General features: G+C 36.1%; 12 protein-coding genes, 1 tRNA gene and 1 pseudogene. 9 read left to right on the forward strand and 5 right to left on the reverse strand.

Translation table 11 applies throughout. The annotated features are described in order from the left end of the window. The first annotated feature begins 11 nt into the window (after positions 1-11). From V6M85_RS12355 to V6M85_RS12365, 3 genes are read left to right on the forward strand one after another with little or no spacing between them, the layout of a single operon-like run. Positions 12-323, forward strand: a complete 312-nt coding sequence (locus V6M85_RS12355; RefSeq protein ID WP_338600650.1) for a hypothetical protein — start codon at positions 12-14, stop codon at positions 321-323. A 26-nt stretch (positions 324-349) separates the two neighbouring features. Then, complete coding sequence (locus tag V6M85_RS12360) at positions 350-835, forward strand: protein-lysine N-methyltransferase (protein WP_338600652.1); 486 nt, start codon at positions 350-352, stop codon at positions 833-835. Then, positions 832-1,269: a DUF2286 domain-containing protein gene (locus V6M85_RS12365; protein WP_338600654.1), complete on the forward strand. Its 438-nt coding sequence runs from the start codon at positions 832-834 to the stop codon at positions 1,267-1,269. Before V6M85_RS12360 ends, V6M85_RS12365 begins: the two co-directional genes overlap by 4 nt. A gap of 20 nt (positions 1,270-1,289) precedes the next feature. Here the strand turns inward: V6M85_RS12365 and V6M85_RS12370 are convergent, their stop codons facing one another. Then, on the reverse strand, positions 1,290-3,929 hold the full coding sequence (locus tag V6M85_RS12370) for a DNA-directed DNA polymerase I (protein WP_338600656.1): 2,640 nt from the start codon (positions 3,927-3,929) through the stop codon (positions 1,290-1,292). Between the two features lie 52 nt (positions 3,930-3,981). Between V6M85_RS12370 and V6M85_RS12375 the strand changes: the two genes are divergently transcribed. Then, positions 3,982-4,056 (forward strand) — tRNA-Arg (locus V6M85_RS12375). A 30-nt stretch (positions 4,057-4,086) separates the two neighbouring features. Here V6M85_RS12375 and V6M85_RS12380 read toward each other — a convergent pair. After that, positions 4,087-4,167: pseudogene (locus V6M85_RS12380) on the reverse strand (putative integrase); the annotation flags it as partial. 631 nt (positions 4,168-4,798) lie between these two features. Here V6M85_RS12380 and V6M85_RS12385 point away from each other — a divergent pair. The 5 genes from V6M85_RS12385 to V6M85_RS12405 all read left to right on the forward strand — a co-directional run bounded on the left by V6M85_RS12385 (position 4,799) and on the right by V6M85_RS12405 (position 9,377). Continuing rightward, entirely contained in the window at positions 4,799-5,119 is a 321-nt protein-coding gene (locus V6M85_RS12385; protein ID WP_338600658.1) for a hypothetical protein, read from the forward strand. Between the two features lie 773 nt (positions 5,120-5,892). Next, positions 5,893-6,678: a hypothetical protein gene (locus V6M85_RS12390; protein WP_338600661.1), complete on the forward strand. Its 786-nt coding sequence runs from the start codon at positions 5,893-5,895 to the stop codon at positions 6,676-6,678. Positions 6,679-6,719: 41 nt separating this feature from the next. Continuing rightward, the gene (locus V6M85_RS12395) at positions 6,720-7,955 is read left to right on the forward strand and encodes a phosphoglycerate kinase (RefSeq protein WP_338604801.1); all 1,236 of its coding nucleotides are present in this window, start codon (positions 6,720-6,722) and stop codon (positions 7,953-7,955) included. Further along, positions 7,948-8,970, forward strand: a complete 1,023-nt coding sequence (locus V6M85_RS12400) for a phosphorylating glyceraldehyde-3-phosphate dehydrogenase (RefSeq protein ID WP_338600663.1) — start codon at positions 7,948-7,950, stop codon at positions 8,968-8,970. Before V6M85_RS12395 ends, V6M85_RS12400 begins: the two co-directional genes overlap by 8 nt. Continuing rightward, on the forward strand, positions 8,967-9,377 hold the full coding sequence (locus tag V6M85_RS12405) for a universal stress protein (RefSeq protein ID WP_338600666.1): 411 nt from the start codon (positions 8,967-8,969) through the stop codon (positions 9,375-9,377). Before V6M85_RS12400 ends, V6M85_RS12405 begins: the two co-directional genes overlap by 4 nt. Here the strand turns inward: V6M85_RS12405 and glyA are convergent. The 3 genes from glyA to V6M85_RS12420 are packed head-to-tail and all read right to left on the reverse strand — an operon-like array spanning position 9,370 to position 12,350. After that, a complete protein-coding gene (glyA, locus tag V6M85_RS12410; protein ID WP_338600669.1) occupies positions 9,370-10,671 on the reverse strand; it encodes a serine hydroxymethyltransferase in 1,302 nt (433 codons plus the stop codon). The two genes, V6M85_RS12405 and glyA, sit on opposite strands and share 8 nt — an antisense overlap. A gap of 52 nt (positions 10,672-10,723) precedes the next feature. Then, positions 10,724-11,953, reverse strand: coding sequence for a hydroxymethylglutaryl-CoA reductase (NADPH) (hmgA, locus tag V6M85_RS12415; RefSeq protein ID WP_338600672.1), 1,230 nt, complete (start codon positions 11,951-11,953; stop codon positions 10,724-10,726). Further along, entirely contained in the window at positions 11,940-12,350 is a 411-nt protein-coding gene (locus V6M85_RS12420; RefSeq protein WP_338600675.1) for a Zn-ribbon domain-containing OB-fold protein, read from the reverse strand. Before V6M85_RS12420 ends, hmgA begins: the two co-directional genes overlap by 14 nt.

A 12,350-nucleotide genomic window follows, 5' to 3' on the forward strand; every position in this document is an offset into this window, starting at 1 on the left:
AGTGATACGGGATGACAGCTAAAAAATTGATTCTGGTAACTTCGGAATCCCACCCTTTACATAAGGTATTCATGGAAATTGTAGACGAACTTTCAAAGGAATTAAATTTAGAAAAAGAAATTAAAATGGAAGACTATGCGTTTCTTGCAGACTATGGTGAAAAGGACGAATTCGATATGCCGTTTCTTCCTCAACTTTTCATCCAAACTGCAGATGGTAAAATAACTCCAATATTAACTAAAATACCATTCGACGCCAGTTTAAAACCAGATAAGAAGAGTGGGAAAGAGGAAGCTATTAAAAAAATTAAAAATCTAGGATAGGATAAGATTATTTTGAAGTGAGAAGTGTGAGTTACGTACCACATGTCCCTTATGTACCAACACCTGAAAAAGTAGTAAAGAGAATGCTAGAATTAGCTAAAGTATCTGCAGATGATGTGGTATATGATTTAGGATGCGGAGATGGTAGAATAATAATATCTGCAGTGAAAGATTTTAACGTGAAGAAAGCTGTGGGTGTTGAGATTAATGATGAGAGAATAAGAGAAGCGTTATCTAATATTGAAAAAAATGGAGTAACAGGAAGGGCAGTAGTGGTAAAAGGAAACTTCTTTGACGTGGATATTTCAGAAGCGACTGTAGTTACAATGTTTCTCCTAACGAATGTTAATGAAATGTTAAAACCGAAGCTCGAAAAAGAGCTTAAACCGGGAACAAGAGTTGTTTCTCATGAATTTGAAATAAGAGGTTGGACTCCAAAAGAAGTCGTAAAGGTTGAAGATGGTAATATGAACCATACTGTATATCTTTACATTATTGGTGAACATAAATGAAAGTTTTAGTGATAAAAAGTGAAAATGGGAAAGTAACTTCAGAAAAGATAGCTGAAGGGGAAATTAGTAAGGTTCTGCGTGATGTTGCAAAAGAAGCGCTAGAAGAATGGAACGAAATGACATCAGATTTTATAATAATGAGAGATACTCAAGAAGTGCGAATACCTCTTCCTCTAAAGCCCGATGTTTACGAGGCTATAAAAACTTTTCTTGTAGGTAAAGATAAAAAAGAAGCAATAGCTAAAATTCCAGTATATATAATAAGTTATGAAAATGAATGGAAGGAAAGCGATTTTCAAGATAAGAAGATTTACGTTATATCATACTATATTAATGATGAAATAAAGAAAGATGTATTGGCTGATGCAGCCCAAATGACCAGTGAGCAAAAACAAGAAGAAGCAGAGGAAGAGGATTTAGAAGAAGAGGAATAGGAAAAACTAAAACTAAGATATTAATTCCTTTTCTCAGAAAACGAAAAGAATGAATCTATGGATATAGTAGCTGCGATCTCATCCCACGATACTCCAAATGCCTTCAGTATTTGTTCAAACGTGCTTCTTAATGCTTCAAGATATTTCTCCACATCTATCTCAGTTACTTTAGCTAATTGTACTGGTTTTACACCATCTTTCGACCTAACCTTTACATAGTATATCACATCCCTAGGTAATACGTTTATCCCAAATGGCCTCAACTGAAGAGCAGCTTTTACATGCTGCGGAGTATTCTTCTTATAAGCGTCTAGAGGCTTGGATAACATCACCTTAAATGCTAATTCGTCTAGATTGTAACCTTTGTTCTTTAACCTTTCATATGATTCTTTTATCTCCTTTACTATTTCTCCTTTTATTTTCTTTACGTCATCTGGTGAATTTATACGAACCATTAAATCCTTTACTTCATTAAATACTTTTTTCACGAATTCTGGAGTGTTTCTCTTCTTCACTAACATACCCTTTATATCAACTTTACCATCTGGATAAACTCCAAAATAGTTCTTCTTTAATCCAGAAAATGCCACAAATTTGTACGTTTTATCAACTTCCAGATCTAAATTAAAGTTAGCCTTTACCCATTTTATAATATTTTCTAGACTTTCCTTGGGAGGACTAAGGAGGAATAATGAGTCAGTATCACCATATAATACAGTTAATCCTTCTTCCCTTGCTTTTTTAACAGTATTAGTTATCACATATCTACCCAATGCGGTAACGCTCTCAGCTACAGCAGGTGCATATAGTGGGAAGCTTTCAGCGCCAAACACTCCATATGTCGCATTTATGAACACTTTCATTGCTCTTTGCACTACATCATAAAGCATTTTTTGCTCTTCGCTAATACTTGGACTCTTCGCTTTCTTCTTGTATATCTTAACTCTAAAATCCCTCAGCAAACCAGTTATTACTGCTGTAATTCCTGGCCTATCCATACATACTACATGCAATACTTGTCCAGTCTCATCTTTAACCTCATACGTCTTCTTACACTCTTGTATATCAACAGTTTCATAGCTTAGATTCCACGTCCTAATTATTGATGGGTACAGTGAAGCAAAATCTAATACAGTTATATTAAAGAATATACCAGCTGGAGGGTCTATAACTACTGCACCTTTATACCCTTTCCCTTTTATCAAGGCAGAGGTCTTTATGTTTGAGGATCTTGCAAGTATTTCTTCTTTGAGTGGGATGAGCCAGTTTCTTTTCCTATGTTCCCAATAATATAGATTCTTCACCCATGTGGATATTTCAGTTCTCGTTAATTCCTCTAGTCCTAGTCTAGAAATCCTAGAAAATAGAATTATTAACTTCATAGTTAGTTCATTATTAAATGTCGTAAGTTGTAATGTTATTTCAGCATCCCTAAAGTTATACTCTATAAGTTTTCCTATATCCAAGAAAGATATCAACGTGTCAACTTTAACTTTAGATGTACCTAGTAATGCCTTAGCAACAGCATCCAAGTTGTACTCACTATACTTACCCTCAAAGGCATAATTTCTTACAGCTTTGTTAAAGAAGAACTTATATAAATCTATATGAAGACCAGCTAAATATTTTGCCTCATCTCTACTGGGTATGTCTATTGGAATTTCTTCCGGATAAAAGCCTAATTTTAATGCTCTAAAGTAAATGTAAGGTAAATCAAAGTCATCACCATTAAAAGTTAGAATTATGGGATAATCCACTATTATATCAAAAAAGCGTCTTAACAGCTCATATTCGGAGTTGAATCTCTCTACCGCCACACCATCAAGATTTACAATTCCTTCTTCTACATCGTCCCTATTTAGTACGAGCACTTTCTTTAGTCCATCATTACCAGCTAATGCAATGCTTATAATTGGAAATTCTGCCTTCTCTGAATCTGGAATTCTTCCCTTTACCGGAGTGTATACTTCAATATCTATTGCAACTCTCTTTATTTTTGGAATTTCTGTTTCAAATATAGGAAGCCAGTCAACTGCCATCTGCCTTGTCATCTCATCAGAATCAGCAAAAGCTTTCTTTATTTCTTCAACGTCCTTTTCATCTAAGGTTAAAGAAACACTGGATAGTTTGCCGTTTTTAACAACATAAGGCATTCCGGGAATTAAGCCCATATCATAAATATAATTATTGTAATATTTTATGTGAGCCTCATAAGCTTTCGGAACATCATTCCTTAATCTCCTTACAGCTAATGGGTCCTTGACAACAATTTTGGTCAACTTCATTCTATTCCAAGTATATGGGTCTATTTTTACAACCGTTTCTATATGATCAAAGGAAGGATCTCTAATTATTTTAGGTATTTTGCTTACCTTATCGGGTTCAATATCAACTAAGAAATAAGACTTGTGTCCAGTATTATCATAAAGGACATAGATTTTTTGGGTTTCCTTATCGAATAACTTACATACTGCCTTGCCCTTCTTTCCATCATAGTCAACTTGTAACAAGAAGTAAATCTTATTTTCTTGCGCTTCTGAGAGCCACTCTTTTTTAGATATCTTTCTTTCTTCAGATTGTGGTTTAGTTTCTTGAACTTTCTCTTCACCCTTTTGCTGTTTGGCAGAAGGAATGTCAAATAGTGTAAGTTGTTTAGCCATTTTCTAACATATATACTTTTTTAAGAAATACGCTATAAGTTTTAATGCATAAGGACCCGTAGCTCAGCCAGGACGGAGCGACGGCCTGCGGAGCCGTAGGTCCCGGGTTCAAATCCCGGCGGGTCCGCTGTGGGGGTGAAACCCCCACACCCCCACTCCTAAATTTCTCGTAAGTTTCAACGACGTCAGCCAAAGGACCAACGTAATGTTCCTTTACCTCACCGTTTATCGTTTCCAATTTATAGACGTAATACTTCCCTTTCCTTTAACGTATAATCACGTCACTATACTTATATCTCGTTTTTTTCTTTCAACATTTTCGCCCTAAAATATCGGTTGCCAATTTTAGTTTATAAGCTATTGGCAACCGTTAAATTTTGCCGTTAAAACGTGTTAAATTGAAAGAAGAAGGCAAAAATTCCTTAATTAAAAACACTAAGCCATTTTTTGAATTTACGGGGTTTCCACTACAGCTTCCATGGGATTAATATGTATTCGTTTTCCCCTTCCAATGAATACCAAACTAGTCTCTCTATTAACGGTACTCCTAATTCTTAATTCCTATACTAATAGTACTAAATGCTAGCGCTAGTTCGAGTGGCGGTTCAACGTACACAGTGGCATTTTACCCGTCATTCCCACTAAAAAACTATAACTCTTTCTCAGTCTATTTTAACACTCCACCATATATAAATACGGGTAGTAGCGGTAACTATAATGGTTTAGTTCTAACCGCAGTCCAATACGACGCCGTGAAAGAATACGATCCATAGACGGGCGCCATATTATTAAGTGGTGACTACTACATATGATTCCAAATAGGCTTTGTTTTCGCTTATAACTATGGTACATACAATACAACCGTACAAGTGTGGGACCCAAAAAACTATAGCGAACAAGTCCTTTACGCTATTTATTATTACACTCTGATTCCGGTTAGTCCCGGTCAATACGTCAACATGACATTAGCGGTGACGTCGAGCAATAATCCATATGCCGTATTCAATGGACAAAAGTACAACTTTCCTCTGACATTTGTTTTATCTTCATCTGACGTAGTCCAATTAACACCACTCGGTAGCTTCTCTATCAGGTCTTCTAATAGTTTAGTACCTTCATTCGCTATCGAAGGAAACTACTACAACTTACCGTCCTCTTTATTCGTTTCAGCATCTATTTATAATAGATAATAGTCTCATCTACGACATTAACGCCACAGCGGGCGTAACGTCAATAACGGGAATTGGCGGTATCTATCCATTTCCGTCAGTTCTGGCAGAATCTGGTCTCAGAATAATGACTCCAAATGGTGCGGTATCTTGTATTATGATAGGAACACCGCAAACGTTCCAAAGCCATGGATATAATTACGTACAACTGTCATTAGGTCAAACATATCCTTATATTGAAACGCTAAATACACAATTCGTTGGCTAATACGATAAGGTTTATATTCTAAAAGACAACTCCTTTTTTTTTAGGTGATTTAAAATATCATTTGCTTATACCAACACGAGCTTGACTCCTCTACTATTACTATTGGGACATTCAGTGCTCCAATAGATGCGCCAACTCCTCCATGGTACGTAACCTATTTACCAGAGATTTTGATAGGGGTAGCGGTAATAGGACTAGTATCATTCTTTGTACTTAGAGGTAGGTTTAAGTTCCTATCTCGGAAAAGGGGAAAGGGGATTTGAGTTCTAAATTCTTTGATATCTTTTAGCCCTTTTTAAATCCCCCTACCTTTTTAATCTCAATGAGGACGAGAAAGGGCTCACATTACTAATCTTTACTATCTTCCTACTCACGCTTTATACACTCACACTATCTCAGAACTAAACAGAGGGAGTAATAGGATATATATTTGTTAGGAACTCATAGATTTAGGCTTTAGACGTAAAACCATATCTTTCAATTCTAATGTAGATCAATTGTTAAGGATTTAAACTTTAATAGCATAATGTTATTAGAGGCCCAGAAATTGATCTTTGACATATTTAAGAGGGACAAGAATGATGACATCAAAGATCCTTTTTACGCTGATGATTACGGTGAGTGGTTAGTAATCTCGCATAATAAACCATTAATATTTATTTCAAATCTATTGCAGAAATCCGTTAAGAAGGCAGGTCTAAAAAATTACGATTTTTACGTCATACAGTACTCAGAAGATGAGAAAATAAAGAATCTAGCTAGCGTAAAGGGAATGATAGCAAGTAATGGAAATATAAAGGAATTAGATCTTGCGAATGCTATAAAGAGTTCATCAAGTAACAATCTCGCGATAGGCGAGATAAAGATATTTAAGCTAAAAATCTGTGGAACACTATTCATATTTTTCCACATAGACGTAATAGTGAGAAACCTGAAGGAGACGAAAGGTAATGTTAAGCTTCTCTTTCCACCGTCAGGCGTAAGTTTGTATGATATACCTTATACACTGCAATCATTAATGAAGAGCGTAATAGAACGAAATTTAGGTGTCAGTTGTAATATCTCTGAAATAGACACAGGAGATGGAACAAAACTTAAAGTGATAGCTGAGTGTAGAATACAACAAGCTTTGGATTCTATTGAGCCATTAAGAAAAGCGTTAGAGTATTTTAGCCTCTCTGAGCCTAAAATATCGTTAAATAGACAAAATACTAGACAAATAGAACTACAAATATTTATAAATCAATTAAAGACTAGAACCCTAATACCCCTAATTTGGGATCGTTTTATCATAGATTCCTTACGTTGCTAAAAAATTATTACCCTAAACTCCAGTATAAATTGGGGATCTTTCTGATTAGAGTCGGAGACTTGACTATACCCACTATGGACGATATAGATCTACATTCAAAAAAGGTTTTATTGCGAATAGATATAAATTCTCCGATAGATGAAAACGGAAATATAATTGACGATTCCAGAATAAAAGCTCATATTTCCACTATTAAGGAATTAATAGATAAAGATAATTCTGTTGTATTAATATCACATCAAGGAAGACCCGGTGATAAGGATTTTGTAAGTTTAGAGGAGCATGCCAAATTACTCTCAAGATATTTAAATGAGGAAGTAATTTTTGTAGATGATGTTATAGGTCCATATGCTAGAGAGGCAATAAAGAAGCTAGAAAATAAAAGAGTGTTGCTTCTAGATAATGTGAGGCTCATATCAGAGGAATTAATAGAGGCTCCTCCACAACAACATGCGAAGACGTTTTTAGTAAAGAAGCTGGCCCCACTCTTTAATGCATATGTGAACGACGCGTTTGCTACAGCTCACAGAAGTCAGCCTAGTATTGTAGGATTTCCATTGGTTCTTCCTTCAGCTGCTGGAAGAGTAATGGAGAAAGAAGTTTTTGCATTAGCTAGGATTTTTAACGCAGAAGATACGCCAAAAATCTTCGTACTAGGTGGAGGAAAAGTTCATGATACTATTAGGATAATCGAAAATCTGGTAAGGAAGAGAATAGCAGATAGAATACTTACTGGAGGTCTCGTGGCTGAATTATTTGCTGCTTCAAAGGGAATGAACTTAAATCCTAAGAACATGGAAATCCTAGAGAAATTAGGCATATTAAGCCTAATTCCAAGAGCAAGAAAATTGCTCTTAACGGGCGCACCAATCGAAATACCCGTTGATTATAAAGTTGAGGTAAATGGTAACGTTGTTGAGGAACCCGCGAGTAAGGTAACTGGAGTGATAAAGGATATTGGATCTACTACAGCAGAGATATATTCATCATTTATAAAGGACGCTAAAGTAGTAGTTTTAAGAGGACCAATGGGAGTAATAGAGGATGAAAGATTTAAGAGCGGTAGCAAGAGTGTTTTAAAGGCCGCATTAGAAGGTCAGGGTTACGTTATAATAGGAGGTGGACATATGGTAAGTGCATTAGATAAAGACGTCAAATTAGATAGTAATAAGGTTCATATATCAACTGGTGGTGGAGCACTTCTTCTATTCTTATCTGGAGAAAAACTACCCGCCCTCGAAGCATTATCCATGTCGGTGGTGAACAGCAGTGATTAGTGTAGCAGTTAATGGATATGGCACCATAGGAAAAAGAGTTGCTGATGCCATAGTGAAACAACCGGATATGAGGCTAATAGGAGTAGTTAAGACATCACCTAATTACGAAGCCCTAATGGCTCATCGTAAGGGAATAAAGATTTACGTTCCACAGCAATCCATTAAGAAATTTGACGAAGCTGGAATACCAATTGCAGGAACTGTTGAGGAACTAATAAAAACAGCTGATATCGTAGTAGATGCGACACCAAATGGAGTTGGTGCTCAATATAAATCTATTTATCAACAGCTTCAGAAGAATGCGATATTCCAAGGTGGCGAGAAAGCAGAGGTTGCCGATGTTTCCTTTTCAGCATTATGTAATTATAACGAGGCGTTAAATAAAAAATATATTAGAGTTGTTTCGTGCAATACTACAGCCTTGCTTAGGACAATTTGCACCATGGGTAGAGTTGGTAAGGTAGAAAAGGTTAGGGCTACAATTGTGAGAAGGGCTGCAGACCCAAAAGAGGTTAAGAAAGGTCCTATAAATTCTCTCATACCAGATCCAGCAACTGTTCCCAGTCACCACGCAAAAGACGTTAACAGTGTAATTAAGAATCTAGATATAGCGACAATGGCCGTGATAGCGCCTACTACACTAATGCACATGCATTTTCTTAATATAACCTTAAAGGATAAGATAGAAAAGAAAGATGTATTTAGCGTGTTGGAAAATACGCCGAGAATAGTACTAGTCTCTTCTAAATATGACGTAGAAGCTACTGCTGAATTAGTAGAAATTGCAAGGGACTTAAAGAGAGAGAGAAATGACATACCAGAGGTAATGATATTTAGTGATTCAATTTACGTTAAAGATAATGAAATAATGCTAATGTATGCGGTTCATCAAGAATCCATAGTCGTACCAGAAAATATAGACGCAATACGCGCTTCCATGGGGGCTAGAAGTGCAGAAGAATCAATAAGGATTACTAACTCAAGTCTAGGAATATTAGGGGGATATTTAATATGAGTGAACCTTCTTATTTCGTAAGTTTCTGGATGAGAAAGATATTAGTGCCAGTTGATGGATCTGAAAATAGCCTAAGAGCTTTAGATTTAGCTGTAGACTTTGGTATGCGTTACGGTTCAAAAGTCACAATAATACATGTATGTGGTGATTGCAATAATGTAAATGACATACAATCGCTTATTGAAAAAAGAGTAAATAATAAGATTGAATATGAGTTAAAAATACTAAAGGTCAATATTAAGGAATCCAGCATATCAAATGAACTACTAAGAGTACTAAGTGAAGAGCCTTATGATGCAATAATAATGGGGGCTAGAGGGACATCATTAAACAGCGATATAAATATAGGATCAACTGCCTTGGCATTAGCCATTAATGCACCAGTCACTGTTATATTAGTTAGATAACCAACCTTAGTGATTTAGTGGAATATTTTTCTAACTCCTTTGAGTCCTCAAAAGTATATTTAACCTCTAGGAAGTTCTTCCTCATTTCTATTACTTTCTTTTTAACTTCAACCACGTCCTTTTTATCTATAATTACTTCCTTAAATAATTCAGCAATTTCCTCCATTTCACCCTCCTTCATGCCGTACCTTGTCATCTCTTGAACTCCTATTCTTAAACCGCTAGGGTCAGAAACATTTTCTGGCTTATCATATGGCAATAAGTTCTTATTAACAATTATATTAGCATCTTCCAATAACTTAGCTATCTTATTTCCACCACCAAATTGCCTCACATCAACTGCAACTTGATGACTCTTAGTGTAGCCTAAGTTTTCGCCAATTACTTTAAATCCTCTTTCAGCCAATGCCTCAGCTAATGCTTTTGAATTCCTTACTATCTGACTGGCATAACTTTCTCCAAAATATTTCATTTCAATTGCAGTGACCGCAGTAGCTGGTAGCCTATGTAGGTGATGATTGCTCACAAACCATGGAAATATCGTTTTAGAGACCTGTTTAAATACTTCTGAACCATTTGAGAAGATGGCTCCGCCTTGAGGACCAGGAAAAGTCTTATGTGTTGACACAGTTAATATATCTGCCCCATCTTTTAACGGATTACTCCAAACTTTACCTACGATTAACCCATAAACATGAGCTGCATCATAAACTAATTTAGCTCCAACTGCGTGAACATGATCCGCAAGTTCTTTAGTTGGATGAGGGAATAAATATAGACTACCACCTAATACTACAAATTTTGGTTTAACTTCTTCTATCATTTTTATTGCCTTATCTACATCTACGTTAATCTTCTCCTCATCAAAAGGCATTTCGATGTGTTGAATACCTAAAGCGCCTAAAGTTCCAAATTTAGTATGACTAACATGCGCTCCAGCTTGAACTGGGGCTATTAATGCCTTATCACCGGGTTCGGCTAAAACTCTGAAAACTGCAGCATTAGCTATGGTACCACTAGTTGGTCTTAAATCACAATCTTTTGAATTAGTTATCTCATTCATTAACTCCATTGCAAATGTCTCTATTTCATCTACATATTTAGTGCCTTGATAGTATCTTTTATATGGTTTCCCTTCTGCGTATCTAGACATGAAGTCACTCATGTATACACTTTCAGCCAAAGGACTCATAACGTTCTCAGATGCTATTAGATTCAAAGTTTGAGTTCTTCTCCATATATTTTGTTCCCTAGTAATTTCAAGAACCTTTTCCAATTCCTTCGGAAATGGCATAAGATTAGAGTAGTTACAGAATATTTAAACTTTGATAAAAAAGGAAAAGAGGTTAAACTCTCATTGCTCTTCCAAATTTAGCGTGGGCCTTTCCTAATTCTTTGTTTGCTAATGCCGCTAAAAGATTCAGCTCTCCAGCTAGCACAGTTGAGGCAATTATTTCAGCCAGTTTCTTTGAATTAGAACCGGGTGGATCTCCACTACCGTAAACACCCATAATGGATAAGGCTTCTTTTTGCGTTGGTAATCTCGTACCGCCTCCTACAGTTCCTACTTCTAGAGAGGGTAACGTTATCGATATATACAAGTCTTCTCCTCTTACCTCAGTCCAGGTATAACCAGAACTGCTTTCCACTAATTGAGCTACATCTTGACCAGTTGCTATAAAAATAGCAGCTATTATGTTTGCGAAGTGTGCATTAAATTGTGCAATAGATCCCGCTCTAGCTGTGCCAAGCCAATTCTTTCTCAAATTAATATCATGAATCATGTTCACGTTCGAGCGTAGTATTTTCTCTACAATTTCTTTCTTAATAATAGCTTCAGCGACAACAGTCTTGCCTCTGCCAAAAAGGCTGTTTATACTTGTCTGCTTTTTATCACTACACATATTTCCACTTACAGCTATACAATCAGCTGAGGGAAAATTCTCTTCTAAGAACTGACATACCTTTTCAACGGCTATGGTAACCATATTCATGCCCATCGCATCACCAGTTTCGAAAGAGAATCTAAGCCAAACATTATTTCCAATAACGAAAGGCGTTATTGACTTTAGCTTACCATGTGAGGTAGTAGAATTTGCAATATTTTTTATTTTTTCTAAATTTTCTTCTATAAATTTCAGAAAAGTTGGTATATCCTCTATGGAATTGAACTTGAAGACTGGAGCCCTCGTCATCTCATCTTTAAAAATTTTAGTCTTAACCCCACCACTTAATGTAACTGCTTTAGCGCCCCTATTGACGCTAGCTATTAACGCACCCTCCGTAGTCGCTAAAGGTACATAAAAGTCTCCTTTAGCGTAATCACCATTAACTCTAATTGGACCCACTACACCTAATGGTATCTGAACAGCACCAATTACGTTCTCAGCATTCTTATTCTTTATTTCACTATAATCAATTACTGTGGAACCAATTGAAGGAAGACCGATTCCTAATATTTTCTCCAGTGCGAGTCTTCTAGCAACCATTGCTGCATTGGCTTCTAATAAGTTATCGACTTCGTGAAAAGAAATTTCTCCTTTAACTAGCTTTTCAACAACTTCATCTATTTTCATCTTCAGCTACCCTAAATTTTATACCATATTGTATTAAACCGTTATACGAGTCCGTATAGACTCTTCTAAGAGTAGCTTCTACTCTTGCACCTTCCTGCAATTTATCTAAATCCACATCAACAATAGGAGCAACTATTTCTACACCCTCATCCAGTTTAATAAGACCTACTACATTTGGAAGTCCTTTCTCATATCCGTCTCTTGATTGATAACTTACAGTATAAGATATCAATCTACCTTTACCACTAGTTTCGATCTTTTTTACATTCTTGCTTCCGCATTTAGCGCAATATGGGGAATAAGGAAAACTTATGTTACCACATTTTTCACATTTAGACGCTATTAGCTTATACATGAATCTTTTATTTCGCCAAACTTGAGGAGGAGCAATCTTCAT

The organism is Sulfolobus tengchongensis (genome assembly GCF_036967215.1).
Classification (GTDB): domain Archaea; phylum Thermoproteota; class Thermoprotei_A; order Sulfolobales; family Sulfolobaceae; genus Saccharolobus; species Saccharolobus tengchongensis_A.

Bases quoted from the DNA above. Each gene is read 5' to 3' on its own strand.
- V6M85_RS12355 (WP_338600650.1), top strand. From the start codon at position 12: ATGACAGCTAAAAAATTGATTCTGGTAACTTCGGAATCCCACCCTTTA.
- V6M85_RS12365 (WP_338600654.1), top strand. From the start codon at position 832: ATGAAAGTTTTAGTGATAAAAAGTGAAAATGGGAAAGTAACTTCAGAA.
- V6M85_RS12370 (WP_338600656.1), bottom strand. From the start codon at position 3,929: ATGGCTAAACAACTTACACTATTTGACATTCCTTCTGCCAAACAGCAA.
- V6M85_RS12390 (WP_338600661.1), top strand. From the start codon at position 5,893: ATGTTATTAGAGGCCCAGAAATTGATCTTTGACATATTTAAGAGGGAC.
- V6M85_RS12405 (WP_338600666.1), top strand. From the start codon at position 8,967: ATGAGTGAACCTTCTTATTTCGTAAGTTTCTGGATGAGAAAGATATTA.
- glyA (WP_338600669.1), bottom strand. From the start codon at position 10,671: ATGCCATTTCCGAAGGAATTGGAAAAGGTTCTTGAAATTACTAGGGAA.
- hmgA (WP_338600672.1), bottom strand. From the start codon at position 11,953: ATGAAAATAGATGAAGTTGTTGAAAAGCTAGTTAAAGGAGAAATTTCT.
- V6M85_RS12420 (WP_338600675.1), bottom strand. From the start codon at position 12,350: ATGAAGATTGCTCCTCCTCAAGTTTGGCGAAATAAAAGATTCATGTAT.